Source organism: Streptococcus sp. 121, assembly GCF_016458205.1.
GTDB lineage: Bacteria > Bacillota > Bacilli > Lactobacillales > Streptococcaceae > Streptococcus.
Genome location: NZ_JAEMED010000029.1, coordinates 1 through 26,855, shown reverse-complemented (window position 1 = coordinate 26,855; position 26,855 = coordinate 1). Strand labels below are relative to the sequence as shown.

Sequence of the window (26,855 nt, the reverse complement as noted above, 5' to 3'; positions counted from 1 at the left end):
AGAGCCAATTTTTCTGCATCAATTTTATCTGTTTTTCGAACACGTAAACCGTCCATCTGTTTCTTTGATTCGAGTGGATTCAAACGAACGTAGGAATAATGATTCTCTTCAAGAAAAGCTTGAAGACAACGTGAATAAACTCCTGTAGCTTCGAAGATAATCTCAGGTGAAGAGACAGTTTTCAAATCCTCTAATAATCTTGAGAAACCAATTGCATCATTAGTGATTCTATAGCTCATCGTTCTATTTGTATCTACGAAAACCGCGACTTCCGAACTCGCCTTACTGACATCAATGCCAAAAACAACTCTCATGATGTTACCTCACTTTGTCTTGAATGATCCTTGTCTTAGTGATTTCATTCTCAATACACGACGTTCAACGTCCAACATACTTTGAAAAAATTCTAACTAAAACAGGTGTCTTGCCAGTTTAGAATACGACGTAAGCGCCAAAATAAAATACGACTTAACAAGACACCTCTACTTTAACATACAGAAAAAGTAGTGAGAAAATCTTCCGTCGAAGATCTCCTCACTACTAATCTTAGTATGTTTAGACGCCTTAATAGTTTGGGCGTCTGCCTTTTTTGGATGTTCTGGACGGGGAGTTATTTTTCGCCATCCGTGACGTTTTAAAAGATCGTAGAAAGCTACTTTTGATGTGCTTTTGTTAATTTTCTTTTGATAGGCTTGGTGTAAATGAGTAGCAGTAACAATCTCTCCAGCCTGAGCTGATTCCAATTCGTTCTCTAGAAATTCAGCCTCCTCTTCAAAGGATAGATAGGCGTTACGTCGACCTCCACGGCCATCTTTTGTTAGAGCGGACAAGCCATCTGATTCATATTTAGTTACCAAACGCCAAACCGTATCATGAGATAGATTAAGTAGTTGTTTAATTTCTGAGTAGGTTTTATCCTGACTTCTAAAATATACGGCTTGAATACGTTTATGAAAAGAAGCTAGTGATTTATCTTTTAGGGCTGTTTCTAATTCTTTGATGTGTTCTGGTGTAAAAATCATAATACTATTATATTTCAGATTTTGAAACTAATCAAGTATAAATTGGTACTTCCAACTCTCCAAACAAATACTTCAGATTTTCTAGGAATTCCTCATAACCTTCCTTCTTTTTCCCAACCAAACGAAGAAATATAAACGGAACGCCTTCATTATAAACTATTTCAATATCGCTATTATCCCTACAGTCTTTTTCCACAGTTGAGTAGAAATCTTCAGCATGCTGAATTACAAGTCTAGCATAATCCCTATCCTTCACAGTCAAACCGTTCTCTAAAAGACTATATACATAAAATGGAAAGGCAATACCTATTTGGACAAATTTATAAATTCTTTTTCGTCAGACCTTAGTCTGACGTCCATAGGTGTCTGGTAATTGAGGCTTCCATGAATCCTTTGGTGATTCCACCAGTGAATGTAATCTAACGATTTTAATCTTAAGGGCACCTCGAAAAACTCCGGTTTTGCATCAAATCATGTCGTAGAAATTTTGATAAATCAATGTTCGAATTTTTAAGAGTTTAGTTTTTAGAGGTGCCCTTAATTCATCCAATGTTTCAAACGATTCTTGCTGAACAAATTCTACTTTGAAAGATTTAAATGTACTTTCTGCTATGGCATTATAGTTATTTAGTTTTTAAATAGTATATTGTTGCATCAGTTATAGAGTCCATTTTGCGAAGTAATTCTGTAACTGATTTTTTTTAAATAGCCCAACTTTGCTCAATGGGATTTAATTCTGGAGAATACGGTGGTAGAGGTAAAAAGAAGCGACCAGCATAGATATACTCTTTTAGTTTATCTTTTATTACTGTGTTAGCTCGTCTTGCCGTACTTTAGTACTGCCTGCGACTCGCTGCCTTGTACTAAAAGCAAACTAAAAGACTATAGAAAGTTCATCTAGTATGTTCTTAGGGTGAAAACTTGCATTGTCCATAACAATAACATGAGGAGTCTTTAAAGATGGTAGAAGCTCTTGTTTAAACCACTCTACAAAGAAATCGCTAGTCATACTCTCTTTGTAAATCATTGGAGCTATAAAAGTCTGACCAACTTGTCCTGATACAATAGAAGTGCGTTCAAAACGACGACCACTAATTTTAGAGTAAATCTTTTCACCTCTGGGTGCACGGGCATTTTTACGATATAGATAAGTATCAATACCTGTTTCGTCAATATAGACAATTGGAAAGTCTTTCAAAGCTGCTAGTGATTCAAGATATTGTTGCACCTTCTGTGCATTTTGTTCTTTGTAACTAGTTGTCTTTTTTTAAAGTGATGTTTATTTGCTTTAAGGCAGCCCAAACAGAAGGAATACTGCAAGAAAAATGTTCTGCAATTTCCCTAAAAAAAGCGTCTGGATGTGCTTCTACAAATTCTTGTAATTTATCTAAAGGTATTTTTCTGGATTTAGCAACACGCTTTTTACGTTCTAAGTGACCGAGTTCTCTCTCCTGCATTTCCCAACTGTATAAAGTGTTGGTGCTAATATTAAATAAAGCTGCTGTTTCTTTACGTGTATGTCCCTCTTTAACATATTCAAGGACACGTTTTCTAAAATCAATTCCGTATGCCATAAAAATAGTATATCGCATGCAGTTTATAATCTAAAATAGTATATCATAGGGACAACCAGCCTCACTGAGTGATTTCTCAATAGTGAAGGCACTAAATACTTCATCTATCAGCTTATTGTCGAATTCCTTTCCCCTATCTGAATGAAAAAGTTGAACTTCTGTCAATGAATAAGGAATACTTTGAATTGCCTCTTTGACTAATTCAGCTGATTTTTGCCATCCAAATGATTGACCGATAATCTCACGATTAAAGAGATCAATAATAATACAGGCATAGGCCCATCGTTTCTGGATACGAACATAGGTTAGATCGGAAACGATTACTTCCAGAGGATTTCTATTACTGAATTCTCGATTAACTTTGTTTGGGATCGAGTTTTCATTTTTCCCTTTTGAATAGGGTTTGTAATGAGCTATTTGATAAGCTGATATCAAATTGTGTTTTTTCATAATTTGGCGTGCCTTGCGTCTAGACAAATGGATTTCTTCCTTGGCAAGTGCTTTCTTAGTTTTAAAAACGAATAAAAAAGAAAAAGACCACAAAGGAGCTAATCATGAAGAAAAGCCTAATCACCCTGCTCATCGCCCTCTTAAGCTTACTGCTACACGCGCCAATTTTGGCAGAGGCTCGGAAGGAAGTTAGTCCACAGGAAGCCAGTACTCATCCCTTTCATTTGACGCAGGCACTCATCGCGCGGACAGAGTCAGGACAAACTGTCCGAGGTACGGGCACCAACCTCGGTAAAGGTGCCTTCCTCACCGCAGCCCACAATCTCACAGATGAACAGGGGCAGCTACGATCTGGGCAGACCGTTGAAACTTACAATGCTCAAGGGAAAGAGGTCTTCCACACGGGAACCTCTGCCACCCCTTACCACCTGGCCCCGTCTTATAGCGGTTATGAGGATTTAAAAAATGACTTAGCTCTCATCCAAGTTGATTCCAGCCTAGGACTTCCAACGGATAAACAAGAACTCAAGCTGGCTATCTACCCCCAGCCTCAAAAACTGTTGGGGAAAACTGTGTCCACCATGGGCTTCTCCAGCCTCACGCGCCAACCTTACACCCAAGCAACTGGCAAAATCATTCGTGTGGAAGCAGACGGCACCCTGACTGCAGATCTTGGATTGGTACAGGAAAACTCAGGATCTCCTGTTTTCCTAGATGGGCAAATCATGGGAATTATTACTGCGGTAACCGAGGAATGCCGAGGGCAAAGCATTTGTCACCAAGCTACCATCACACCTTTAACACAAGACTTGAAAAAACAAGTCTTGGACAAACTTGGACTAGAAGTCCGAATTGTAAACTAAAACATGAAAAGCAGCTTCCGTCCGTTCGGAAGCTGCTTTTCTCAATGGCCCAAGTAAGCTGTGTCAATCGTTCGCAAGCCATCAATGTGGAGGCTGAGATTGTCCTTAATCGGTCCGCCCAAGGGATCAAGAATAAAGTCAATCCCTTCACGCCGGGCCAGTTTGGCGGCAGGGACGAAGTCGCTGTCGCCGGCGATGAGAATAATGCGGTCCACTTGTTGTTTATAAGCTAGGGAAGAGATGTCTAAGCCGATTCGGATGTCAGTTCCTTTCTGTTGAAGGTTCAGGCGGAAATCCGACTCTTGAAGATCCTTCGCTGTTCGTTGTCCAGAGAGCAGAGACTGAAGGGCCTCCTCCCGCAAGGTGTAAAGAGGCTTGTTCTCAGATAGCTCCCCCATGCGCAAAGCCACACGCCGCTTGTGGCTCAACTCCATAAAAAATTCTTCGGTCCAGCGTAGTGTGTCACTTCTGCTGTAGTCAATAACCCGATCTCCGAAAGGATTGAGCAGACTGGCTTGGATTGGTGGGCAGTCATAGTAGAAAATGCGATAGAGATCGTGCCGCACTTCTGCCTGGTAACAGGATTCTTTAAGATGCCGCGTACAATATTTATACAGGCGTTGGGCTGACTGGGCCGGATCCTCCGAACCAAAGGCCAGATTGGTCCGTTTGCGGTAGTATCCACCATCGACTAAGATTGCTGTTTTCATAAATCTCCTTTTTCTTACCGAGGGAAGGTAGGATGACTGCACCCAACCTTTTCTCGGCAGACTTTATAAAATCTGAGAGTTTTTTCCCGCTCCCATATTTTTATTCGAAAAAAATTAAAAAAAGACCTAGCGAAAGATTTTTTCGCCGGTCTACTTTTAATATTCAACAAAACGTCCCAGAACGTGTACATTATCTGCAATGGTCACAAAGGCCTTGGGATCCGTTTCGCGCATAATCCACTTAAATTTATGAAATTCCGCTCGGGTAATAATGGTGATCAACACCGCCTTGCGCTCATGCTCGTATGCCCCCTCGGCATCGTTCAAAATCGTCACCCCACGCTCCAACCTAGCGTGAATTTCCTTGATAACCAGCTCCGGATGGCTGGTGACAATCATGGCCTGCATTTTTCTTTGTTTGGTGAAAACCAAATCGGTCACGCGCGTGGACACGAAGAGGGTCACCAAAGAATAAAAGGCGTAGGGCCAGCCAAAGGAGAGCCCGGCCATGAGAATGATAACCCCGTTAAGGGCCAGCGACAGGTTACCGACCTGCCGACCGGTCCGCTTGCGGATTGTCAGGATTAAGACATCCATACCGCCACTGGAGATATTGGCCCGAAGGGCCAAACCAATCCCCAAGCCCATCAGAACACCCCCAAAAAGGGCGTTGATGATGGGATCTGTGGTCAGAGTCAACTCTGGAATCCACTCTAGGAAGAGGGTCGAGAAACTAACCGTTATGAAGGTGAAAATGGCAAACTTGTGGCCAATCTGATACCAAGCCAGGACCATCAGGGGAATATTGATGGCGTAGTAAATCAAGGCCAGTTGCAGATTGATGCCAAAATGATTGAGTAATTGAGCCTGAATAATCTGAGCCAAACCGGTTGCCCCAGCAGAATAGACATGACCGGGTTGGTAAAAGAGATTGACCGCAATCGCGGACAAGATTCCATACAAGACCGCGGCGGACAATTTCTCGTCATATTTTTCTCGAGAAATACTCTGCAAAAGCTTGATAAAGTGGAAACGCCTGCCTAGTTCATCCAACCAGACCCGAAAAGCACGATAATATTTATTGTCTTTCATCCTCTTGGACCCGTAGACTCAGTTCTTCCAATTGGCTCAAAGCCACTGGACTCGGTGCCTGAGTCATAGGGTCTGTGGCCTTGTTGTTTTTCGGAAAGGCAATGACTTCCCGAATATTGTCTTGGCCAGCTAGCAGCATAACGAAGCGGTCCAAACCGATAGCCAATCCACCATGTGGTGGGAAGCCGTAGTCCATAGCTTCCAATAGGAAGCCAAACTGCTCTTCTGCTTCTTCTTGACTGAATCCAAGAGCTTTAAACATGCGTTCTTGTAAGTCTCGTTGGTTAATCCGAAGGCTTCCGCCTCCCAACTCATAACCATTCAAGACAATATCATAGGCGATCGCCTTAACCTTGCTGAGGTCACCTTCCAATTCGGAAGCCGTATCCATTTGTGGCAGGGTAAACGGATGGTGGGCACTCATGTAACGACCTTCCTCTTCAGACCATTCAAACATTGGCCAGTCCACAACCCAGAGGAAATCGAATCGACTCTCGTCGATAAGTCCTAGCTCTTTTCCTAAGCGCACGCGAAGCGCCCCAAGAGTAGCATTAGCCACTTCCATTTCATCCGCAACAAAGAGAACAAGGTCTTGGGCTCCCAAATTGAGGTGAGCGACCAACTTCTCTTCATGGCTAGTCAAGAATTTCGCAACGGGACCTGTAAGAGCACCGTCAACGTACTTAACCCATGCCAGACCCTTGGCACCGTATTGCTTGGCGACCTCGGTCAACTTATCGATATCTTTCCGAGAGTATTGGTCCGCTGCCCCACGCACCACGATGGCTTTAACAGCTGGTGCTTCAGAGAAAACCTTGAATTCAACATCTGAAACGAGGTCTGTCAAGTCTTCCAGCAGCATCTCAAAACGGGTATCTGGTTTATCGACACCGTAAAGACGCATGGCTTCTTCGTATTTCATGCGAGGGAAAGGTAGGGTCACCTCAATGCCCTTGGTATCCTTCATAACCTTAGCAATCATTCCTTCCACCAAGTCTTGGATTTCTTGATCCGATAGGAAGGACGTCTCTAAGTCGACTTGCGTAAACTCTGGCTGACGGTCTCCACGCAAGTCCTCATCACGGAAACATTTCACGATTTGATAGTAACGGTCAAATCCAGCATTCATCAAGAGCTGCTTGGTGATTTGTGGACTCTGTGGAAGAGCATAGAAATGTCCTTCATGCACCCGGCTTGGGACCAAGTAGTCTCGTGCTCCTTCTGGAGTCGATTTGGCCAAGAAAGGAGTCTCCACATCGATAAACTCATGCTCATCCAAATAGTTGCGAATACTGTGGGTAACCTGCGCACGGAGTTTGAAATTCGCCAACATTTCCGGACGACGTAGGTCAAGGTAACGGTAACGCAAACGCGTATCATCGTTGACCTCAATCCCATCTTTGATTTCGAACGGAGTCGTTTTAGCCGTATTCAAGACGGTCAACTGCTCAACCTGCATCTCCACTTGCCCCGTAGGTAATTGATCATTGGCCTGCTCACGCGCCAAAATCTTCCCGGTCACCTCAATGACATACTCAGATCGCAAACTTTCTGCCGCCTGCATAACAGACGCATCCACCAATTCTGGATTGATCACCAACTGCATCAAGCCTTCGCGGTCACGCAAATCGATAAAAATCAAGCCTCCCAAGTCCCGACGACGACCAACCCAACCTTTTAGGGTCAGTGTCTGACCAATTTGCTCCGAGCGCACACGCCCCGCATACATCGAACGTTCCATCAACTATTCCTCTTTCTCTGTTTGTCTTATTTCATGTAAAATTTCAATGGCTGTACCCGTTACAAAGTAGGCCAGTCCAGCCAAAAAACCGAAAATTGGTGCCAAATAACGGTAAAGGAAATCTCCCCGCACCAAGAAGCAGATACAACCAATCACGAAACCAATCACCACTGCCTGTATACAGGCCCCAAGCAATTTCTTCTTCATGGCCGACTACTCCAAAATCGGCGCCAGAACGCCCCGTGCATCTGCCTCGAGATCTGCCAAGCTAACTTGAATTTGTTCCCGTGTCTGGTTGTCCTTGACCGTCACCTGTCCAGATTCTAACTCAGATTCTCCAAAGGTAATCAAGGCCCGCGCCTGGAATTGATCCGCCGCCTTAAACTGAGCCTTGAGCTTGCGGTTGAGATACTCTCGTTCCGCTGTCAAACCTTGTCGACGCAAAGACTGAACCAAAAGGGTTGCAGCCCGATTCACCTCTGCGCCTAGGGTAGCAACATAGACATCCAAGGCTGGTAAGCCTGGAAGTTCTACCCCTTGCTCGTCAAGCAGCAAAAGCAACCGCTCCACCCCAAGACCAAACCCGAATCCTGGGGTCTCAGGACCACCAAAGTAGGAGACCAAGCCGTCGTACCGACCACCGGCACAGACGGTCAAATCGGATCCCTTAACGTCTGTGATAAATTCAAAAATTGTGTGGTTGTAGTAGTCCAAACCACGAACCATTCTCGGATCCATAACATAGTCAATACCCAAGGCATCCAAGAGCTCCCGCACTTGATCCAAGTGTTCCTGGCTCTCCGCATCCAAATAATCCAGAATGGACGGTGCCCCTTCCACAACTGCCTGGTCCGCTTTTTCCTTGGAGTCCAAGACCCGCAACGGATTCTCTTCCAAGCGGCGCTGACTATCTGCGGATAGGGTCTCCTTATGAGGCAAGAGGTAGTCAATCAAAGCTTGACGGTAAGCTGCGCGTGATTCCGGAGTTCCCAAGCTGTTCAAATGCAGACGAATTCCCTGCAGACGAAGTTCTCGGAAAAAATCAGCCGCCATGGCGATGACTTCCACATCCGTTGCAGGATTGCTAGATCCAAATGCTTCCACCCCGATTTGGTGGAACTCCCGCAAGCGTCCCGCTTGCGGCCGCTCATATCGGAACATGGAACCCATGTAAAACAGCTTAACTGGCTTCTGCACCTCTGGCGCAAACAGCTTATTCTCTACATAAGAACGCACTACCGGAGCAGTCCCTTCTGGTCTTAGGGTAATGTGTCGGTCTCCCTTGTCATAGAAATCATACATTTCCTTGCTAACAATATCGGTGGTATCTCCAACCGACCGACTAATGACCTCGTAGTGCTCGAAGAGCGGCGTCCGAATTTCTTCAAACCGGTAACGTCCAAAGATTTCCCGAGCTCGGGCTTCCACAAACTGCCATTTTCGAGACTCACCAGGCAAGATGTCCTGCGTTCCCTTTGGTTTCTGTAGTTTCATAATGTTCCTTTTCCTTTAGTTGCATTAGTACAATTTTAGCACAATTCCCACCTCTACGAAAGCCTTATCACCAACTTCGTCAACCTACTTGGGATTAGACCGACTAGCCTCCCCTAGCTTGATTTGACTCCCAAACAAAACGAACTATTGTGTAAGCATTCGCATAAAACATTCGGATTGTTCTTGGTTTATCCTGATATTTCTGATACAATGAAATCATCAAAAGATAGGAGATCCCCATGGAAAAAAAGGCTGTTTATAAGTATATGTTGCGTGCTTCTCTGCTACTAGCGCCACTTGTGTTATCGACCACGTTGACACAAGAGACTGTCGCGGCAAATGATCAAACTCCCGCAACTGAAAACCTTCCCGCTGACACAAATCAAGTAACTCCAAATCATTCGGATTTATCAGAGACACCCGCTGAAACCCCAATTGACAACCAACCTGTAGAAACAGTTTCAGCAGATTCCAATAGCTCAACCACACCTCTCGCACAAGCACGAGAGAGCGAAAAAGGACAAGAACTAACCGTCTCTGGTAAAGTCATCAGTAAGGTCAATGCTTGGGGCGGCAATGGCTTCTACATCCAAGACGCGGCTGGCGACGGCCTCTATGTGTATCCTGGTAAAAAACAGGATGTCGCTATGGGAGATACGGTTCAATTAGAGGGAACCTTAGGGGACTTCAATGGAGAACTTCAACTAACCAAGGTTGCTAACCTCACAAAAGTCGCAGATCTTTCGGTTCCAGAACCGTCCGTCACAACTGTCGACGGCTTGACAGACAATCTCCAATCAACGCTCGTAACCCTAGAGAATATGACCGTGGGCGCTATCTCTAGTGATAAAAACGGGACCTCCACCTTTAACATCCGTGACGCAGATGGCAAATCCGTCGCAGTTCGGGTCGATAGCCGCACAGGGATTACCAATGCCATTCTAACCAACTTAATCTCTGAAAACGACACCATCAACATCACAGCGATCTTATCCACCTATCGAGGCAAAAATCAACTAAAACCATTCTTGGAAAATCAGTTTGAAGTTATCAAAAAAGGCACGGCAGCTCCTCCAGAAGAAGCATTCGTAACGGTTGGACAAATCCAGGGAGAAAGCCACACCTCTCCTCTTGAAAATCAAACAGTCACCGTGAAAAATGTGGTGGTCACTTACATTGCCAACAAAAACCACTTCTACATTCAAGACTTGACACCCGATGGCAACCCAAAAACATCTGACGGCGTCAACGTTTTCCAAACCAATCACCAAGTTGCCCTTGGCGACATCCTAACCGTAACAGGGAAAGTCGTTGAATATCTCGGAACTGGCTACAGCGACAAGGCAGCAACAGACTTGACCACAACCCAGATTGCAGCGACTTCCGTTGTAAAAGAAGGCAAAACCGATGTCCCCGCTCCGATCATCCTCGGTGTTGACCGCATCGCTCCTACGAAAATTATCAAAGATGATTCCTTCACCTCCTTCGATCCAGATACAAATGGCCTTGATTTCTGGGAGTCCTTAGAAGGTATGGTTGTGGGAATTGACAACGCTAAGGTTCTTGGCCCACAATCTTATAAAGAAGTCTATGTCGTTCCAGGGACTTATACAGGACCAACCAATAAGTTCGGTGGCTTAACCCTTGAAGCCGATAACGCTCATCCCGAAAAAATCGCCGTCCTTTTCGATAAAAATGTAGTTACAAAAACAGGCGACTCCTTCCAAGGACGGATTTACGGTCCGATTTCCTATGGCTATACCAATTATAAATTACTAGCTACCGTTGCCAACTCTCCAGCAGTTACAGACGGCGGTGTCCAACCTGAAGTCACAACAATTGTCAAAGACCCCAACAAACTCACCATCGCCTCTTATAACATTGAAAATTTCTCAGCCAATAACAAAACAACCAGCAATGCCAAAGTTAAACGCATTGCCAAATCTTTTGTCAATGACTTGAAATCTCCAGACATCATCACCCTTATTGAAGTCCAAGACAACAACGGGACAATCGATGATGGGACCGTCGATGCCAGCCAAAGCGCTCGCCGACTAATTGAAGCCATCAAAGCTGAAGGCGGCCCTACCTATCAATACATTGACATTGAACCTGAAAATAATATGGACGGTGGTGCTCCTGGTTCCAATATCCGTACAGGATTCCTTTACAATGCCGATCGTGTCTCTTTATCGGATAAACCAAAAGGAGATGCAACTACGCCCGCAGCTTGGGAAAACGGCGAATTAAAACACAGCATCGCCCGCATCGATCCAACCAATACAGCTTGGAAAAACTCACGGAAACCAATTATCGCAGAGTTTAACTTCAAGGGACAAAAAATAAACGTCGTTGCCGTCCATCTCAACTCAAAACGGGGAGATAATGGACTTTTCGGTAAGGTTCAACCAGTCAGCTTCAAATCCGAAACACAACGCCATCAAATGGCTACCATTATCAATCAATTCATCTCCCAAGGAATGGCGCAAAACAATGACCTAAACGTCGCCATGTTAGGAGACTACAACGACTACGAATTTACCAAAACACTGGACATCATCTCAGGAGACATCATGTCCAACCTGGTAAGCCGCCACGACCTATCCGATCGCTTCTCCTACTTCTACCAAGGAAACAACCAGTCCCTGGATAACGTTGTTATCTCAAACAACCTCCTCGACCGCTACGAGTTTGACATGGTCCACGTGAACTCCATCTTCATGGAAGAACACGGACGTGCTTCCGACCACGACCCACTACTCCTTCAACTAGACCTACGCTCCAAAAAACATGGAGAAGGAATTCAAGCTGAAAAACTACCTGAGTTTGACTTAAACAAACTCAAGAAAAGTCAACATGGTGAAGGGACTCAAACTGAAAAACTACCGGAATTTGATCTTAACAAACTTAAGCAAAGTCAGCACGGGGAAGGAATTCAAGCCGATAGACTTCCTGAGTTTGACTTAAACAAACTCAAACAAAGTCAGCACGGAGAAGGAACTCAAACTGAAAAACTACCGGAATTTGATCTTAACAAACTTAAACAAAGTCAACATGGAGAAGGGACTCAGACTGAAAAACTTCCTGAGTTTGACCTAAACAAACTTAAACAAAGTCAGCACGGAGAAGGAATTCAAGCCGATAAACTTCTTGAGTTTGACTTAAACAAACTCAAACAAAGTCAGCACGGGGAAGGAATTCAAGCCGATAAACTTCCTGAGTTTGACTTAAACAAACTCAAACAAAGTCAACACGGAGAAGGGACTCAAGCTGAACTTCTTCCTGCATTTGACTTAAACAAACTCAAACAAAATCAACATGGTGAAGGAACTCAAACTGAGAAACTGCCGGAATTTGACCTAAACAAACTCAAACAAAATCAACATGGTGAAGGAACTCAAACCGAACTTCTGCCAAAATTTGACTTAAACAAACTCAAACAAAATCAGCACGGTGACGGGACTCAAGCTGAGAAACTACCGCAGTTTGACTTAAACAAACTCAAACAAAATCAGCACGGAGATGGAACTCAGGCTGAAAAACTACCGGAATTTGATCTTAACAAACTTAAACAAAGTCAACATGGAGAAGGGACTCAGACTGAAAAACTTCCTGAGTTTGACCTAAACAAACTCAAGAAATCTCAACATGGGGAAGGGACTCAAACCGAACTTCTTCCTGTATTTGACCTAAACAAACTTAAGCAAACTAAACACGGAGACGGAACTCAGGCTGAGACATTACCACAGCTTAACCTCGTTAAAACTAAAGAAAAAGAACATAAAGCTGAAACTCATGCAGGAAATACCACCCTTGTCTTGAAGGACAACTCCAACAAACAAGAAAACTTGCCAAACACCTCTAGCCAAAGCTCCGTGATGATGACAAGCATGGGACTTGGTTTGTTGGCAACCCTTGGAACTGTTAAATCTAAACGTCGCAAAGGGTAAGGCTACTGTAATCTTTTAGTTTGCTTTCAGTACAAGGCAGCGAGTCGCAGGCAGTACTGATACTCGAAACAGTTCGAAATCTGAACAGGCAATCCGATGAAGGCAGAACTAGGGTTCGGCGAAGAGGATTAACACATTCAGATTTTGAAATGTAATGAGTATGAAATACGACAAGACCAGCTAACACAGTAATAAAAGATAAACTAAAGAGTATATCTGAAACAGCTACAGGCTGCTCACTCAATAGGAGCAGCCTTGTGGTTTCTTGTTTATTTTCCCTTTCGGGATTAGGGGATTCTGATTTTTTTGAAAAAAGTTGTCAAGTAACTTTACTTTACAATTCATTTGTGTTATTCTTTTAAAGTTGACGAATCGTCAAAGAATATTCTATTGGAGGAAACAAAGAAATGGCAGTACCTGCACGTCGCACATCAAAAGCGAAGAAAAACAAACGTCGTACACACTACAAATTGACAGCACCATCTGTTCAATTCGATGCTACAACTGGTGACTACTCACGTTCACACCGTGTATCTCTTAAAGGATACTACAAAGGACGTAAGATCGCTAAAGCTCAAGCAGCTGAATAAGAATAGAAGGGAGCACTCATGCGCGTAAATATCACACTTGAACACAAAGAATCTGGTGAACGCTTGTACCTTACTTCTAAAAACAAACGCAACACACCAGACCGTCTTCAATTGAAAAAATACTCACCAAAATTGCGTAAACACGTCGTGTTTACTGAGGTGAAATAGGGTATCAATACATGTCAATAGGTGCCAGAAAGCCTTATAAATCAAGCTTTCTGAAAATGTGAATTTCACTACATTGTAATGAAATTCAGTTTTATAGTATCCTTTTTGGTATCCTTTTTCGAAATTCAATTGAAAGAGAAGTTAAAATTGAGAAAGAAAATCCTAGTTTCTACACTAGGATTTTTTGTTAGTACCCATAACTAAAACTTGCACTACAGTACAATAATAGGTATAATAGAAGTGAAAAAAGGATAGTTGCGTCAACAACTACCCTTGGTAGAACCGTTTAAGACGGTGACTTTCATAGTGCGAATAACTCGTCCTACTCGGTCAAAGTCGGGACGGGTTATTTCTTTTTCTCGTCATTTTTGAAGATTGTATAACACAAACCAATCAAAGCAATGGTAAAAGTACCAAAACCAAGAATTGTTTGAACAATCTCAAATGCTGTCAAAAGAAAGGCTCCTCCTTTCCGTCAGATTTTGATGAAATACCCATAGGCACCACCTCACTTTCGGTTTCAGAAGCCACCGTCTCTACTTTTCTACTTACTACCATTATACACAGTACAATACCCTCCTGTCTATAATAAACTGGAGGGTATCAACTAAAATAAAGACGATTGAAAAAAAGCTCTAGCAAATCCAAGACGATTAGAAATGCTAGAGCTTTTTATATTATTTTTTGGGACAGAGACTATTTTTAATACTCCAGCTACTCTATCAAATTCTCCTTACTGTTTGTATAGAATGTTAAAATATCCAAGTTTAGTGCCTTCTAAGTCTTCCATGAGAATGATACGGTCACGGTCGGATATTGGATTCAAGCCGGCAACTCCTTCTGGAAGGAAGCCCTCCCCTTTGGGTACAAATAAGACATTCACGGATTTTCCAGCATGACTTCGATTGGTTGAAAGAGCAGCTACAACATCGCCAGTTTCAACAAGCTGACTACCTGAAAACTCCCTTGAACCATTTAGATGTCCCGTCCTATCCATCATTCCATCAGAACTGATTTCCACACTAGTACTCTTATTATACTCATTCGTCCACTTGCCTGCCACAGAAGAATAATCACCTTTTAGGATTTCCTCCAAGTTCATCTCAGACGAACCCGCATCTGTATAAGGTGCATCAAGGATTTTGGTTTGATAAGATACAATCTTAAAAGTATCGCCTGATTTCATAACATTCCAATCACGCTCGCCATATACATAGTTTATCCCTCCTGATGAAGTACGTACTTCCCTTGTGAAATAAGTCCGAAACTGTATTTGATTCCCTTGTACACGGACATTTTTCACTGGTGTTCCCGTGGTAAAAAAATTTGTATAGGCTGGATCCATGACCTCATCAATTGCATTGAGATAGTTTTGGTTACTTGGGGAATCAAAAAATCCTTTGATTTTGTCGTATTTAGGACGTACAGACTCATCAACCTCCACCAAGTAGAGTTGAATAAAAGAATTTAATTCTTTTTCCAATTCATCAGATACTAAATCCGACGCATAAACTGGTTCACCTACCCAAATAGGGTTCTCAAACTCTACAGAAGTCAGATGAGAAACTGATACGGCAGCCAAAGTTAGTACAGATACAAATAAAATTCTTAACCCCTTTTTCATACTTACCTACCTTCATTTTTTCTTTTTCATATATTACTTTAGCACAACAGAGATAACTTAGATACCTAAAAGACTCACTATCATCTCTTTAACCCTTCTAAAAGTTTAAAGATTCTCAAAAAGTCGCAAGGAAATCCTCACGACTTATTGAGAATAAAAACTAGTTTTTTCTTCTTCTGCTCTTAACAAGGGCTAGGGTTGCCATCAATCCTACCATGCCTAAAGCCATAGCAGATGAATCTTGACTACCCGTATTAGGAAGAACCTTAGCCCCATCCTTACGGTCGAAGTTAGAAGCAGCCTTGTAAGCAACAGCTACAGGAGTACCCTGACCGTTGCCTTGGTTGGTACCCATGTTGGCAACATTTCCGTTAGTGCCAACATTTCCGTTACTTCCGTTAGTACCCTTACTTTCTGTAACTACAGAGACAGAACCATCAGCGTTAAGGCGGTACTTAGTACCCTCTACTTCTACAATGTCACCAACACGAGCGTCAGTAGGGAAGTTAGAACCGTCAACGACACCTTGTACATTACCCGCTTGGTCAACAACAGGGACAACTACCCCACCCTTATCTTGGATGTCCTTAGCTTGGTTAGCCAAATCTTGAGCCTTGTCTTGGTCGGCTTTGGCAGCTTGGAGAGCAGCAAGGAGGGTCAAGTAGTAAGTATTGGCTTCGGAGTAAGTTGCTTGGGCAACTTCAAATTTTTGTTTCGCTTGAGCGAGAGCTTGGTTAGCCTCAGCAAGTTGCTTGTCAAGGTCAGCGAGAAGCGTACCCTTGTTTTGAAGTTGTTCCGCAAGGGTTTTGTGGTTAGCTTGGGAGGAAGCTAGAGCTTTCTCAGAAGCTACGATGTCGCTCTGAGCCTTAGCGAAAGCAGTCATAGCTACCTCGTTAGCGGACTCTACCCGTTGAAGTTGGTCTTTAGCTTCTTCAAGGTTTTGAAGGGCTTGGGTATACTTAGCTTGGGCAGCAAGGAGGTCAGCTTGAGCTTGTTTAAGAGCCTCAGCACGGTCAGTCTCGTTCTTAGAGATGGAGGCGAGGTCAGCTTGGGCTTTAGCGAGAGCATCTTGGTCAGCTTGGAGTTTAGCTTGAGCAAGGGCTAGACTACCCTCCAAAGCAGGGATGTCAACAATACCCTTCTCAGCGTCCTTGAGGGTCTTGTAATCTTCAAGGGCTTGGTCGGCTTGGAGTTTAGCGTTCTCAGCTTCGGCTTGAGCTTGGGTAGCGGCTTGGAGGGCGTTATTGTAAGCAGCTTGGAGAGCAGGGTCAGCAGCTACAGGGCGTTCCTCGTAAATAGGTACCTCTTGGGTAGTGCCACCTGTGAGGGTTTGGTAAGGGTTGGCGATGGGGGTGCCGGAGTGGGTGGAGAAGTTGACGAGGGCTTCCGCCGCAGGGTCAATCCAGCCAGAACTTGTAGAGAAGTAATCAAAGCCTACCCCAACTGACTTCACATTACTATTGTCCAAACCAAGGAGACGCATAGCCCATTCGTAGTTTTTACCTACAGTACCATTTGTATGAAGAGATGGTTTGTAGAGTTGCTCACCTAAGAGAGCCATTAGACGGAGTTTGTATTCAGACAAGGACAAACGAGGGTTGTCAATAGAAGCTAAATCACTATAGAAGTGTAATGTAGTAACGGAATCTTCTGGGGAAACTGTTTGCTCAAGGGCAGTCAATGTATGTGCACTCTCAGCAAGGCGAGGGTTTTTGTAGAAGTTCTCCGCAATACGCTCTTCTGTAGTCATACCCGCAAAGTATGGGTAGCGTTTAGCGAAGGTATTAGTAACAAGCTCTTTGGTATGAGCCAAGGACTCTTCTGTTACCTCTAGTGGAGCGGTACCCACTTTGGAGCGAAGGTCATTGACAAGAGCAGTATAGAAGAGAGCCATGTCTTTTAGTTGTTCATCAGTAAGGTCACTAGCATAAACTACCTTATCTTCACCATCTACTTGGACAGACATACCCACCATATCACGCCAGGAGTCAAGACCAGGACGACCAGGCGCAGCGATGGTTGCTAGGTTGTTACCACGGTAGCCTTTTTGGATGGCAGCCGCTACCTCGTCAGCAGTACCCGTACCGTTGGCGAGGTTTTTTAGGGCTTGGAGGTAAGTGTCGGTAGTGATGACACCGTTGGTTTTGAACACAGAAGAGGTTGCAACACCCTTATTGAGGGTTGCCTTACCGCCTGTAGTGATGGTTTCAGTACCCACTTGGACTTTTTCAGTACGGGTAGCGGAAGCGTCCAAGGCGGTTTTGGCTTTAGTGAGGTCGACTTGAGAAGCGTTTACTTGCTCTAAAGCGGACTGATAAGCCGCAGCCGTGGACTCTACCCGAGCCTCCGCATTGGCTAGGGCTTTTTCAAGAGCCTCCGTATCTTGGTTAGCTTGACGGGCAGCCTCTAAAGCAGCCTTAGCTTGGGCTACTTGTTCTTGGTCAGCTTGGACTTGATTTTGAAGGTTTTGAACCTCTTCTTGCAAGTCAGCGAGAGAAGAACCGTTTGAGAGGTTGTCTACCCGAGTCTGAGCTTGGTCTTGGGCGGTTTTAGCGGTAGAAGCATTGGCTTGGGCTTGAGCTTCATTTGTACGAGCAGCCTCAAGAGCCTTTTCTGTATTCTGAACCGCCTCAGAAGCACGAGCAGAATCAGCTTGAGCTTGAGCGAAGCTTTGTTGGTTCTGTTCAACCTCAGTTTGGGCTTGGGCTACGTCTTGCTCCGTTACAGAAGAAACCTCAGAACGAGCCTCTTGAATAGCGTTAACAGTAGCTTGGGCTTGGTCAAGGTCAGCCTGAGCAACAACCATAGAACGCCCTGCCTCTTGAGCAACTACCTGAGCATCGTCTACCATCTGTTGGGTAACGGGTTGAGCTTCTTGAGTTGCTTGAGGTTGAGCTTGAGTTTGGGTTTGTTCCGTAGGGGTTGGGGTAGAAACCTCGTCCGCTGAAACAGCAGTACCCAAACCAAAAGTAGTCAAAGCCAAGGTCGAAACCAAAGCACCTGTACGCAATTTACGTAGACGGCCGGAGCCTGTTGTTTTTTGAGTGTTGAACATAAAATCCTCCTTAAATGTTTATCAGTCTTTTACAATGTGTTCGATTTATTCATTCAGTCTTTTAAGTTATAAAAAGATTCTAACACATCAATCAGTCTTTTACAATATATTTTTTCAACTTTTTTGTTATTTTTAGTCTTTTAAGGATGATTTATTGTCAATTAAAACTCTATAAGATAGTACAAAGAGGTACTATCATGACAAATAATATAAATTTCAAAGAATTTGTAGCTAGACAAATCAGACTTCTACGACTGGAAAGAGGCTTTACTCAAGAACAACTTGCTGAGACAGCAGACCTAGGCTTCAACTATGTATACCGACTAGAAAACAAAAACTTAAACGTAAAAATAGAGACTTTAGAGAAAATAATGATAGCCCTTGATGTTGATATTCAAACTTTCTTCAATATTGAAAAAAGCCAACAATTTTCTGGAACCACAGAACTCCTTAATGAGCTAGAAACCTTACCAGAAGAAAAACAAAAAATAATTATAGATTCTTTCTTGAAAATAATCAGCCAATTAAAATAAGCCGAGTCCTTTGTAGACTTGGCTTATTTTTTTACTTTTTTAGATGTCTAGTTCACCATTCTCTATTTTTTTCTTAACAAATTTGGGTGTAAACGCTTCTAAAGTTTCTGGACTATCTTCTTCATCAAGCCCTACTTCAAGTTCTTCTTCAGTTGGATCACACCAATCTAATTGAGAATGATAGTCCATCAATCCAAAACTAATAGCACTTGATATCGAATCTTTAAAATTCCTTAGAAACTCCTCGTATCCCACTTCTTCTACGCTACCTTTTTTTATGTTGGTCTTTATTGCCATACGAATAACATCGTATAATTTAGACTTTACCACAAGCTCACCAATTTCCAAGGCGCAAGATACCTCATGAAATTTTTCTTGTTCTAACAAATCGTTGGTAACCAAAGAAAACCAAAGTTTAGATTTTATCTCACTAGTTTTATCTAAATCTGTTAAATCATTTATACGTTCAGGAGGAAAACCTTCTCTCCTCCATCTATACAAAGCCTCATATACATTACTTGGACTTGTATCACCAAAAATCTCATCAAAAAAGTCTTCTTTAGTTTTATACAATCCAGCAGCCTTACCTCTTTGATAAGCGTCTTCCATTATATCTACAGCATTTTCTATCAAGTTATCGTCAATAAGTTGTTTCCAAGCTGCTTTTTCGTCCTTTGAATTAACCAAATAATCAAAATACTCTTTGTAAAATTCTAGCATAAATCACCTCAGTTTCATTATTTTACCAAGAAATTAGAGTGCTTCAAACACTTCTAAAAATGCTTTGGGTTCATTATACAACATTTGTTTCCGTTGCACAAATAAAATACACGTTGTTTGTGTATTTATGTTTTGAAAAAACCTATTTTAGTAATATAACATAAAACAGAATCCAACGATAAATTCACTAAAGGCTACACTCTCCTAAATTGTATCGAGTTATGATTTTCTACTAATTATGCTTCAAAATCTAAATACGCTAATCCCCTCCTTGAACTGTAGATTGCCTTTTTCAGATTTAGAACTGTTTCAAATATTAGGCTCTTTCTTTTATTAGCCTTATTCAGCTCAAGAAACTTTTGCTTTATACTGAAATCAAAAGCAATTCTACTAACAAATTGTTTTACCACTGTTTTACTTATTGTACTCATTGAAAACTTTTTTATTTCAAGAGTACCGCTTATATATAAGGAGGAATCCTATGAATATCATGAATTTTGACAGTAGTCAAAAGTTTCTAAACTATCTACAACTACAGACACTTCTCCCTGCTTCCATGAAAGTACTTGAGGTTAAGAATGGCTATTTTAAAAATAAAGATGGAAAGCAAATTCCATGGGGGCAATTATATGTAGTTGATATTGATTTATATAAGAAATTTGAGGGTATTGGACAACCTGAGTCTTGTCCTCAAATTCTTATTAAATTACGCCAATACAAAGAAGAAGACCTCTCTCAACTTCTTGGAGCCAAGGTGAATCTACCTAATTGCAACTTGATTTTTCATTTTGATAAATTCAAACAACCTACTGGATTTGCCCTATCAACAGAACTAAAAGATATTGAGGTAGATAGCAATGCTTAAAAAAATCGGTGAAATTCTATCTAATTTGCATTGGATTTATCTAATCGCTTTAACGATTGTCCTCATTGTGATTAGTGTGCTTCTCATCAAGTTTATCATATGGCTCTTACCGTTCGTAAGCTTAATTGCTATCTTGATTTTCGTTTACACTGACGGTGAAATTATTACCATGGTATGGGATAAATTCAAGTTAGCGAAGTTTGGTGGGATTGGTGCTAACATTGCTACACCCTTCTACAATTGGTTGACTGAGGAGGGTATTTCTAACCTACCAATCTCAACTAGTAAATATTGGCAAGGAATTGAGGTTGGAAATGACAGCACCTATTTTGTACATCTCAAAGATAAGATTTCAGAAGAAATCTTATCGACATTTGAAATGAATGTTAGACAGCAAGTTCAGTTGCTTTCAAATGATTTCAATGACTGTATTATAGTCCCTGTTAGAAGAGATCCATTCTTGGCTATCAAGGTACGAATTGTTCCAGCCAATGATGTCCGTTTACAAGATACAGTTTTAGAGGAGGATTTCTAGCATGTTACATAATGTTTTAGAGGTCAACAGTAGAGGGCACCCTCAGCCTCTTTCTATTGATGTCAATCGCTACTTCGCTTGGATTATAGCCGGCCCATCTGGGTCAGGAAAATCAACATTTTTACGCAGAGTATTGGGGTTAATATCAGTTCACGACACTACTGCCGAAGCATATTTCATGGACTTCAAAGCTGACGAAGACATGTTCTCAATGACCGGTAGCCATGTCGCAAGAGGCTTTGATTGTTTAGAGCTATTTGAAACTGTGTTTCTTCGGTTTGAACATAGACTACGAAAACAAGAAATCAATGACCATAATTTATATCTTATTTTCGATGAATGGCAGAGTTTTCTAGCTTATCTAGAACAGACTGATAAGAGTAAGCATAAAGAAGTTCTAACTAGTATGCTCATGATGAATTCAATGGGACGGAGTTTAGGTATACGTATCATCCTATCTAGCCAGCGTTTCCTGATGACAGACCTTCCTGGAAGGTATAATTTTAATTGCATCATTTCATTATCTACTAGTTTTCTACTTGCAAATAATAATCGTCAACTTCTATTCCCCGACATGGAAAAGACCGAGGTTATCGTAAAACCTCGAGGGTACGGATATATGCAATTAGAAGGTGACGAAGTCCGACTTTTTCGGACAATCAAAGTTAAGGACGAACAGCGATTAGATTTTCGTATTCAAGAGCTTTTTTCTCGCTATGAATAGCCGCAGCGTTTTTCCTGTTACACTGGATTGGACGACAGTAACCCAATTCATGTGTTTCTTCATCGGTGTAGTGTCGGCACGACTCTATCAACAGGAAAATGGCGGCTTGCAAGGGCTTGAGGAGTGGAGATTTTTTAGGAGCGAAGCGGTGCCTGTGGGCAAGAGCGAAGCGAACTAAAAAATACTACTCCCTCCCTTGTCCAGCCGTCAAGCGGTCTCTGGAGTCGTGGTCGCCTATCATCGGGCAGTGGAGGCTGGGGTTTGGGGCAAAGCCCCAAGGAAACCCTTGATTTTAATTCTAATTATTCCTTATGCGCGTAAATTTGGGCTTGTCGATTGAATTTACGCTCCCAAATGAGCATTTGCAACAGGAATATTTAAAAAATTTTTTAAGTAAAGGTATTTTAAATATGACAAATAAGAAAAAAGAAGCACACCTAAGCTGCATCATGCTTGTTAATAAGCTTGAACCTGAGGTTTGGCCTGGATTTGATGAAACTCTCATCAATCAAACAAAAACTGGTTCCGTTGCGAATCTAACCGAATCAATCGTTAAGAAAATTGACGAGATTGGTCATGTATGTGAAGCTTATGCAATTAAGCATGATAAAGATGTTAATGACGAGTTTAATTTTGACAAACAAACTTATCAAAAAGTCCCTGTTGACAATCATGTACATATTCTTCTTAGGTTCAAAGAAAAGATCGCTCTTCTAAAACTTGCTGAACACCTCAATCTTGAGGAGCAATTCTTTGAGAAAGCAAAACGTGGGAAGTATGCTTTTTCAAATTTCTTAGCATATTTGATTCATTTCAAGGACGCCGACAAATTTCAGTACAGTCCAGATGAGGTCTACACTTACCGCGGAAAAGACTACAAGCAAGTGTTCTCTGAAAGCAAAAAGATGTGGGAAAAAGGACGAGCCAAGAAAACCGTTAAAACTGGAGAGGAGTCTATCGAAGAGGTCATTCTCGCCATTTTAGAAGGAAAACTTTCAAAAGACGATATTCTTTTAGACGAGAACTTGAAAATTTTGTACTCTACTAATCGACAAAAGATTAACGAAGCTTTTAAATGCTATGCTGAATTTAAAGGGGCAGTGTCTAGAGCAGCTATTCAAAATGGTGAGTTCAAGAAAACTATCATTTTCATTACCGGCGACTCTGGTCTTGGAAAAACAACACTCGGACACAAACTTGTAAACTCTATTACAGAACTAGCAGCAGCGAACAAGCAACAATGGCGGAGCATCACTACTGCTGCTACTAACATCTTTGATGATTTTCATGGGGAAGAAATTCTTCTTTTAGATGATATACGTGGGGAAGCCTTAACGGCAAGCGACTGGTTGAAACTACTAGACCCCTACCATATTAGCCCAATTTCTGCACGTTACCAGAACCGTGATGGCGCTGCAAGGGTCGTAATTATCACAAGTTCAAAACTTCCCCTAGAATTTTTCTATTACACAAAAGAGTCAAATTCTCGGGAAGATATTTCTCAATTCCTCCGAAGAATAGACAACCTTGTAACCCTTCGTCCTTCATTCGGTAACAACAGCACCAACTATTTATTGTCCCACCCTCGGAAAGTAGATTCCCGTGCGGTTCGTGTACCCAATACGAATACTACTGTAAGTCTGACCTATGACTTCAACAGTCCCGAAAAAGTTCAAGAAGAATCTATTTTGAACTACCTGACGAACACTGTTCGTGAGAACAATAAGTGGGACCCTGCGAATAAGGAGACAAACCATGACGAATCAAGTCAATCTAAATAATTTCGCTTACCTTCAATTCATCCTTACCCCATCTCATCCTTCTGAATGGGTGTGTATCCCTTGGTCACAGGCTGCGAATATACTAATCGAAGAGATAACTGACCATCTGTCACTATCCCTATTTTTCGATTGCCTTCAAGGGACTAATATCAAGCATAAGAACTATAGTGATGCTTACTATTTTTTAGAGGAGCACCTCACTATTCTACTTGCTTATGATGCCACCCAACCTAACAAGGGCATTACCGTGAGCATGTCAGTTGAAACACTGAACTATCTCACAAAAGCCTACTTTGAGTGCTTCAATAAAGAATTTGATATTTTTGAGAAACTTCAAGAACTACATTTTCTTGTAAGCATACAAAAACTCTCCTTGTGCTAAACCTACCAAGTACCGCAAAAGGAGAGTATTCTATGAGATAGTGTGAACATCTCTACTACATTATCTCATAGTTCTTTCATGATTTAAAGGAGCACCTATGAGTACATTAAATTACGACCTACAAAATATTGAGCAGCAACTTAAAGTTATTTTAGAGTTGCTTCGAAATCTCAACACCGAATTCCAACCGAAGATTCTATACACCCAGAAAGAACTCGTTGAACTCCTCGGAATTTCACCCAATACTTTGAAAAAGTGGGAACGATATGGCCTTCCTCGTCTTGAGCCTCCTTTTGAAAACACCCGTAACGTTTTCTATAAATTAGACGATGTTATCCGTTTTCTAAGTATTGATTAGAGCAAAATGTGCTAGAATAGAGGTATCGAAATGGGTTGTATTTCGATACCCTATTTTAGTCTTATTCTCAATTTTACAAAGGATAAGCTAATTGCAAACTGAAAAAATTCTTCATAAAGGAAAAACTGTTTATAAGCAAACAAAGAAAAATGGAACTGTTCGATACGCAGCAAAAGCTGTCTATCTTGGACTAGACTCAAAAACAGGAAAACCTGTTAGAACTACGATTACAGCCTCTACTTTAAGACAACTTGACCGTAAAACCATACAAGCAAAATTTGATTTTGTAGAAGGTGGTGCAACACGACACTCAAACCAACAATTTCAAATTTCAACCTTCAAAGATTTAGCTGAAGCATGGTATTATAATTTTGAGTTGATGGTTAGCTCTGACAATACTCTTAATCGTGTGAGAAACTATCTAGATACTTATATCATCCCACAATTTGGTGACTATGTTCCAGATAAAATTGAGCCGATTGATATTCAAGTATGGGTTAATCATCTAGCTGAAAAATATAAGAACAGTGTCAAAAAGGGTTATAGAAAATCCGCTAAAGGCTCTGCTAAAGATTATGGTGCAATCGTAAAGAAGATGGGCGATATCTTCAATTTTGGTATCACCAATTACGGATTGACTAAAAATCCTGTACGTTCCGTACAAATACCCCCTCAGCCACTAAGTAACCGCAAACGGGTCAAGGTCTTACATGATGAGGATTTGATAATTTGGCTTAAGTATTTAGATGAACTACCAGCCACTAGAGCCAATCGTAGGTTTAAATTAATTTGTGACACTTTACTCGCATCTGGTTTACGCATAAACGAATTACTCGCCCTATCCATCTATGATTTGGATTTTGACAACTCCTTAATCAATGTTAATAAAACATTGGTATGGAGAAATGCAAAACCTGAACAAGGCAAAAAGGGTGAAGTCATTTGTAAAGAAAGTCCAAAAACAGCAGCTGGAAATAGAAAGGTCTATGTACCTTTTGAAATACTTGAACAACTCCAAAATTTTCATGATGAAATGAACCTATACTTCCGAAAAAATGGATTGGAAAAATCTAAACTTATTTTTCCAACTATATATGGAAACTATATGTGTGATAGAAATGAACGTACCACACTTAAGAAACGCCTTATTGAATGTGGTTTGCCAGATTATGGCTTCCATCTCTTTCGACATACCCATGCCTCTATGATGTTAAATGCAGGCATGAACTGGAAAGAGCTTCAAGTACGAATGGGCCATAAAAGTATAGGGACTACAATGGATACTTATGCTGAACTTGCACCTCAAAAATTAGGGTCAGCTGTTGAAATCTATAATAAAAAGATGTTAGAACTGCGATTCTGATTTGCATGGTATCCTTTTTGGTATCCTTTTTTACAAGGCAAATCGAAGGTCTTAAAAAACCTTGATAAATCAATGTTTTTTAAGTATTATTTTCTAAACACGTAATTTTTACTGAGGTGAAATAATTAAGATTAGAAAAGCCTATGAAATCAGTATTTCTAGGCTTTTTCTGTTGTTCTAAAGACAGTTTTATCAGGTTGATTTTAGTTTGCAGTATCTCTAAAGTAACCTATTCTTTAAAATAATCTAAAATGAGGTTGGCAATTTCTTTGGCATGAGTTTCAAGAGCAAAATGTCCTCCATCTAATAATTCAATTCGACTATTAGGGTTATCTTTAGCAAATGCAAGTGCCCCTTGATAAACAAAACTTGGGTCATTCTTTCCCCAAGCTGCTAATAGCTTCGGTTGATATTTTTTGAGATAAGCCTGAAATTTTGGATAGAGTGCAACGTTTGATTGATAATCAAAAATCAAGTCAGATTGTCTTTCAGCATAGCCTTCAGATTGTGAATAATAGATGTCCAACAAATACCCATCTGGAGATAACTTACGGATGTCTTCACCACCAGAGTATTGACCTATAATGGTTTGTGTAGCAAATGCACTTTGGTACTCCTTTCTTAGTTCAGGTGTCGGATTTTTCCAATACTCTGCTCGAGCTTCCCATTTTTTCCCTAAGCCTTCTTCATAAACATTCCCATTTTGACTAACAATCCCCAAAATGCGTTCTGGGTACTTACTTGCAATTCTAAAACCAATAGGAGCTCCATAATCAAATACATAAAGATAAAATTTCTCAATGCCTAGAGCAAATAATAAACCTTCAACATAAGCTGTTAAATTATCAAAAGTATAATCAAAAGTAGCATGATCAGGAGCCTCGGACTGTCCAAAACCGATTAAATCAGGAGCAATGAGATGGAAATCCTTCTCCAATAATGGCATTAATTCGCGGAATTGGTGACTAGCTGATGGGAAACCATGTAACAACAAGAACACTGGTTTATCAGCTTGTCCAGCTTCACGATAAAAGACTTCCAAACCATTTACCCTTATTTTATTATATTTCATTTTTCTTACCTCACTTCCAATTTATTGTTATTATACCACCCCAAAAATTTCTTTCCTATTATCCCAAATTATTCATACCTAACTTAAAAACCTTCCAGAAACCGTATTGATTACAGGGTTTCTGGAAGGTTCTGCTTTTCACCCATTGGGTGAAACGTTCGACTAGACAAAAAAGGATTTCCCCTTTAT

Annotated in this window: 27 protein-coding genes and 2 pseudogenes; 12 read left to right on the top strand and 17 right to left on the bottom strand. The window is 41.4% G+C overall.

From position 1 onward, the window contains the following. From JEQ21_RS06895 to JEQ21_RS06860, 7 genes and pseudogenes are all read right to left on the bottom strand, one after another. Positions 1 to 314, bottom strand: a 314-nt coding sequence (locus JEQ21_RS06895; protein ID WP_199364664.1) for an IS110 family transposase, incomplete at its 3' end; no start/stop codon positions are given. 168 nt (positions 315 to 482) lie between these two features. Then, positions 483 to 1,022 carry a helix-turn-helix domain-containing protein gene (locus JEQ21_RS06890; RefSeq protein ID WP_199364663.1) on the bottom strand — a complete coding sequence of 180 codons (540 nt, stop codon included), beginning with the start codon at positions 1,020 to 1,022 and terminating at the stop codon, positions 483 to 485. 31 nt (positions 1,023 to 1,053) lie between these two features. After that, complete coding sequence (locus tag JEQ21_RS06885) at positions 1,054 to 1,284, bottom strand: hypothetical protein (RefSeq protein ID WP_199364662.1); 231 nt, start codon at positions 1,282 to 1,284, stop codon at positions 1,054 to 1,056. Positions 1,285 to 1,328: 44 nt separating this feature from the next. Continuing rightward, positions 1,329 to 1,641: pseudogene (locus tag JEQ21_RS09945) on the bottom strand (IS3 family transposase); the annotation flags it as partial. Between the two features lie 255 nt (positions 1,642 to 1,896). Continuing rightward, positions 1,897 to 2,250 carry a transposase gene (locus JEQ21_RS10205; RefSeq protein ID WP_199364660.1) on the bottom strand — a complete coding sequence of 118 codons (354 nt, stop codon included), beginning with the start codon at positions 2,248 to 2,250 and terminating at the stop codon, positions 1,897 to 1,899. Positions 2,251 to 2,275: 25 nt separating this feature from the next. Then, on the bottom strand, positions 2,276 to 2,596 hold the full coding sequence (locus JEQ21_RS10200) for an IS630 transposase-related protein (protein ID WP_199364659.1): 321 nt from the start codon (positions 2,594 to 2,596) through the stop codon (positions 2,276 to 2,278). Positions 2,597 to 2,638: 42 nt separating this feature from the next. Then, positions 2,639 to 3,109, bottom strand: a pseudogene (locus tag JEQ21_RS06860) (DDE-type integrase/transposase/recombinase); the annotation flags it as partial. 41 nt (positions 3,110 to 3,150) lie between these two features. Between JEQ21_RS06860 and JEQ21_RS06855 the strand changes: the two are divergent. Continuing rightward, a complete protein-coding gene (locus JEQ21_RS06855; protein ID WP_199364657.1) occupies positions 3,151 to 3,909 on the top strand; it encodes a trypsin-like serine peptidase in 759 nt (252 codons plus the stop codon). Positions 3,910 to 3,950: 41 nt separating this feature from the next. Here the strand turns inward: JEQ21_RS06855 and JEQ21_RS06850 are convergent, their stop codons facing one another. The 5 genes from JEQ21_RS06850 to hisS form a co-directional block, all read right to left on the bottom strand. After that, a complete protein-coding gene (locus tag JEQ21_RS06850; protein ID WP_196091337.1) occupies positions 3,951 to 4,619 on the bottom strand; it encodes an NYN domain-containing protein in 669 nt (222 codons plus the stop codon). Between the two features lie 156 nt (positions 4,620 to 4,775). Further along, positions 4,776 to 5,711, bottom strand: a complete 936-nt coding sequence (locus JEQ21_RS06845; protein WP_199364656.1) for a YitT family protein — start codon at positions 5,709 to 5,711, stop codon at positions 4,776 to 4,778. Next, positions 5,698 to 7,452 carry an aspartate--tRNA ligase gene (aspS, locus tag JEQ21_RS06840; RefSeq protein WP_196091339.1) on the bottom strand — a complete coding sequence of 585 codons (1,755 nt, stop codon included), beginning with the start codon at positions 7,450 to 7,452 and terminating at the stop codon, positions 5,698 to 5,700. Before aspS ends, JEQ21_RS06845 begins: the two co-directional genes overlap by 14 nt. A gap of 3 nt (positions 7,453 to 7,455) precedes the next feature. After that, a complete protein-coding gene (locus JEQ21_RS06835; protein WP_196091340.1) occupies positions 7,456 to 7,659 on the bottom strand; it encodes a hypothetical protein in 204 nt (67 codons plus the stop codon). 6 nt (positions 7,660 to 7,665) lie between these two features. After that, positions 7,666 to 8,946 (bottom strand): histidine--tRNA ligase, encoded by a 1,281-nt coding sequence (hisS, locus tag JEQ21_RS06830; RefSeq protein WP_199364655.1) that lies wholly within the window; start codon positions 8,944 to 8,946, stop codon positions 7,666 to 7,668. Positions 8,947 to 9,185: 239 nt separating this feature from the next. Here hisS and JEQ21_RS06825 point away from each other — a divergent pair, with 239 nt between their 5' ends. The 3 genes from JEQ21_RS06825 to rpmG all read left to right on the top strand — a co-directional run bounded on the left by JEQ21_RS06825 (position 9,186) and on the right by rpmG (position 13,654). After that, entirely contained in the window at positions 9,186 to 12,896 is a 3,711-nt protein-coding gene (locus JEQ21_RS06825; RefSeq protein WP_199364654.1) for an LPXTG cell wall anchor domain-containing protein, read from the top strand. 407 nt (positions 12,897 to 13,303) lie between these two features. Continuing rightward, positions 13,304 to 13,486 (top strand): 50S ribosomal protein L32, encoded by a 183-nt coding sequence (gene rpmF, locus JEQ21_RS06820; RefSeq protein WP_135038419.1) that lies wholly within the window; start codon positions 13,304 to 13,306, stop codon positions 13,484 to 13,486. An 18-nt stretch (positions 13,487 to 13,504) separates the two neighbouring features. Beyond that, positions 13,505 to 13,654 carry a 50S ribosomal protein L33 gene (gene rpmG / locus JEQ21_RS06815; protein WP_001265622.1) on the top strand — a complete coding sequence of 50 codons (150 nt, stop codon included), beginning with the start codon at positions 13,505 to 13,507 and terminating at the stop codon, positions 13,652 to 13,654. A 346-nt stretch (positions 13,655 to 14,000) separates the two neighbouring features. Here the strand turns inward: rpmG and JEQ21_RS06810 are convergent, their stop codons facing one another. The 3 genes from JEQ21_RS06810 to JEQ21_RS06800 form a co-directional block, all read right to left on the bottom strand. Next, on the bottom strand, positions 14,001 to 14,108 hold the full coding sequence (locus tag JEQ21_RS06810; protein ID WP_199364653.1) for a putative holin-like toxin: 108 nt from the start codon (positions 14,106 to 14,108) through the stop codon (positions 14,001 to 14,003). A 279-nt stretch (positions 14,109 to 14,387) separates the two neighbouring features. After that, entirely contained in the window at positions 14,388 to 15,278 is an 891-nt protein-coding gene (locus JEQ21_RS06805; protein WP_199364652.1) for a DUF6287 domain-containing protein, read from the bottom strand. Between the two features lie 160 nt (positions 15,279 to 15,438). Continuing rightward, positions 15,439 to 18,333 carry an LPXTG cell wall anchor domain-containing protein gene (locus JEQ21_RS06800; RefSeq protein ID WP_199364666.1) on the bottom strand — a complete coding sequence of 965 codons (2,895 nt, stop codon included), beginning with the start codon at positions 18,331 to 18,333 and terminating at the stop codon, positions 15,439 to 15,441. Between the two features lie 197 nt (positions 18,334 to 18,530). Between JEQ21_RS06800 and JEQ21_RS06795 the strand changes: the two genes are divergently transcribed. Beyond that, complete coding sequence (locus JEQ21_RS06795; protein ID WP_199364651.1) at positions 18,531 to 18,866, top strand: helix-turn-helix domain-containing protein; 336 nt, start codon at positions 18,531 to 18,533, stop codon at positions 18,864 to 18,866. 39 nt (positions 18,867 to 18,905) lie between these two features. Here JEQ21_RS06795 and JEQ21_RS06790 read toward each other — a convergent pair whose 3' ends face one another. Continuing rightward, positions 18,906 to 19,586 (bottom strand): hypothetical protein, encoded by a 681-nt coding sequence (locus tag JEQ21_RS06790; protein WP_199364650.1) that lies wholly within the window; start codon positions 19,584 to 19,586, stop codon positions 18,906 to 18,908. Positions 19,587 to 20,067: 481 nt separating this feature from the next. Here JEQ21_RS06790 and JEQ21_RS06785 point away from each other — a divergent pair, with 481 nt between their 5' ends. The 7 genes from JEQ21_RS06785 (at position 20,068) to JEQ21_RS06755 (ending at position 25,594) form a co-directional block, all read left to right on the top strand. Next, entirely contained in the window at positions 20,068 to 20,451 is a 384-nt protein-coding gene (locus tag JEQ21_RS06785; protein ID WP_199364649.1) for a hypothetical protein, read from the top strand. After that, on the top strand, positions 20,444 to 20,986 hold the full coding sequence (locus JEQ21_RS06780; protein WP_199364648.1) for a hypothetical protein: 543 nt from the start codon (positions 20,444 to 20,446) through the stop codon (positions 20,984 to 20,986). The genes JEQ21_RS06785 and JEQ21_RS06780 overlap by 8 nt, the downstream gene beginning before the upstream one ends. Before the next feature lies 1 nt (position 20,987). After that, positions 20,988 to 21,710 carry an ATP-binding protein gene (locus tag JEQ21_RS06775; protein WP_199364647.1) on the top strand — a complete coding sequence of 241 codons (723 nt, stop codon included), beginning with the start codon at positions 20,988 to 20,990 and terminating at the stop codon, positions 21,708 to 21,710. A 311-nt stretch (positions 21,711 to 22,021) separates the two neighbouring features. After that, positions 22,022 to 23,491 carry a Rep family protein gene (locus JEQ21_RS06770; RefSeq protein WP_233340794.1) on the top strand — a complete coding sequence of 490 codons (1,470 nt, stop codon included), beginning with the start codon at positions 22,022 to 22,024 and terminating at the stop codon, positions 23,489 to 23,491. Then, positions 23,466 to 23,873, top strand: a complete 408-nt coding sequence (locus JEQ21_RS06765) for a hypothetical protein (RefSeq protein WP_199364646.1) — start codon at positions 23,466 to 23,468, stop codon at positions 23,871 to 23,873. The genes JEQ21_RS06770 and JEQ21_RS06765 overlap by 26 nt, the downstream gene beginning before the upstream one ends. 97 nt (positions 23,874 to 23,970) lie before the next feature. Further along, positions 23,971 to 24,231, top strand: a complete 261-nt coding sequence (locus JEQ21_RS06760; protein WP_199364645.1) for a MerR family transcriptional regulator — start codon at positions 23,971 to 23,973, stop codon at positions 24,229 to 24,231. Between the two features lie 91 nt (positions 24,232 to 24,322). After that, on the top strand, positions 24,323 to 25,594 hold the full coding sequence (locus tag JEQ21_RS06755; protein WP_199364644.1) for a tyrosine-type recombinase/integrase: 1,272 nt from the start codon (positions 24,323 to 24,325) through the stop codon (positions 25,592 to 25,594). 229 nt (positions 25,595 to 25,823) lie between these two features. On the opposite strand, the gene JEQ21_RS06750 is transcribed toward JEQ21_RS06755, so the two are convergent. Next, positions 25,824 to 26,666, bottom strand: a complete 843-nt coding sequence (locus JEQ21_RS06750) for an alpha/beta fold hydrolase (protein WP_199364643.1) — start codon at positions 26,664 to 26,666, stop codon at positions 25,824 to 25,826. Between the last annotated feature and the right edge of the window lie 189 nt (positions 26,667 to 26,855).

Excerpts from the sequence above, each read along its gene's own strand:
- JEQ21_RS06765 (WP_199364646.1), top strand. The coding sequence starts at position 23,466 with ATGACGAATCAAGTCAATCTAAATAATTTCGCTTACCTTCAATTCATC.
- JEQ21_RS06775 (WP_199364647.1), top strand. The coding sequence starts at position 20,988 with ATGTTACATAATGTTTTAGAGGTCAACAGTAGAGGGCACCCTCAGCCT.
- JEQ21_RS06855 (WP_199364657.1), top strand. The coding sequence starts at position 3,151 with ATGAAGAAAAGCCTAATCACCCTGCTCATCGCCCTCTTAAGCTTACTG.
- JEQ21_RS10200 (WP_199364659.1), bottom strand. The coding sequence starts at position 2,596 with ATGGCATACGGAATTGATTTTAGAAAACGTGTCCTTGAATATGTTAAA.
- JEQ21_RS06785 (WP_199364649.1), top strand. The coding sequence starts at position 20,068 with ATGAATATCATGAATTTTGACAGTAGTCAAAAGTTTCTAAACTATCTA.
- JEQ21_RS06780 (WP_199364648.1), top strand. The coding sequence starts at position 20,444 with ATGCTTAAAAAAATCGGTGAAATTCTATCTAATTTGCATTGGATTTAT.
- JEQ21_RS06760 (WP_199364645.1), top strand. The coding sequence starts at position 23,971 with ATGAGTACATTAAATTACGACCTACAAAATATTGAGCAGCAACTTAAA.
- JEQ21_RS06750 (WP_199364643.1), bottom strand. The coding sequence starts at position 26,666 with ATGAAATATAATAAAATAAGGGTAAATGGTTTGGAAGTCTTTTATCGT.
- JEQ21_RS06890 (WP_199364663.1), bottom strand. The coding sequence starts at position 1,022 with ATGATTTTTACACCAGAACACATCAAAGAATTAGAAACAGCCCTAAAA.
- rpmF (WP_135038419.1), top strand. The coding sequence starts at position 13,304 with ATGGCAGTACCTGCACGTCGCACATCAAAAGCGAAGAAAAACAAACGT.
- JEQ21_RS06795 (WP_199364651.1), top strand. The coding sequence starts at position 18,531 with ATGACAAATAATATAAATTTCAAAGAATTTGTAGCTAGACAAATCAGA.
- JEQ21_RS06835 (WP_196091340.1), bottom strand. The coding sequence starts at position 7,659 with ATGAAGAAGAAATTGCTTGGGGCCTGTATACAGGCAGTGGTGATTGGT.
- rpmG (WP_001265622.1), top strand. The coding sequence starts at position 13,505 with ATGCGCGTAAATATCACACTTGAACACAAAGAATCTGGTGAACGCTTG.
- JEQ21_RS06845 (WP_199364656.1), bottom strand. The coding sequence starts at position 5,711 with ATGAAAGACAATAAATATTATCGTGCTTTTCGGGTCTGGTTGGATGAA.
- JEQ21_RS06805 (WP_199364652.1), bottom strand. The coding sequence starts at position 15,278 with ATGAAAAAGGGGTTAAGAATTTTATTTGTATCTGTACTAACTTTGGCT.
- JEQ21_RS06800 (WP_199364666.1), bottom strand. The coding sequence starts at position 18,333 with ATGTTCAACACTCAAAAAACAACAGGCTCCGGCCGTCTACGTAAATTG.
- JEQ21_RS06825 (WP_199364654.1), top strand. The coding sequence starts at position 9,186 with ATGGAAAAAAAGGCTGTTTATAAGTATATGTTGCGTGCTTCTCTGCTA.
- aspS (WP_196091339.1), bottom strand. The coding sequence starts at position 7,452 with ATGGAACGTTCGATGTATGCGGGGCGTGTGCGCTCGGAGCAAATTGGT.
- hisS (WP_199364655.1), bottom strand. The coding sequence starts at position 8,946 with ATGAAACTACAGAAACCAAAGGGAACGCAGGACATCTTGCCTGGTGAG.
- JEQ21_RS06790 (WP_199364650.1), bottom strand. The coding sequence starts at position 19,586 with ATGCTAGAATTTTACAAAGAGTATTTTGATTATTTGGTTAATTCAAAG.
- JEQ21_RS06770 (WP_233340794.1), top strand. The coding sequence starts at position 22,022 with ATGCGCGTAAATTTGGGCTTGTCGATTGAATTTACGCTCCCAAATGAG.
- JEQ21_RS06850 (WP_196091337.1), bottom strand. The coding sequence starts at position 4,619 with ATGAAAACAGCAATCTTAGTCGATGGTGGATACTACCGCAAACGGACC.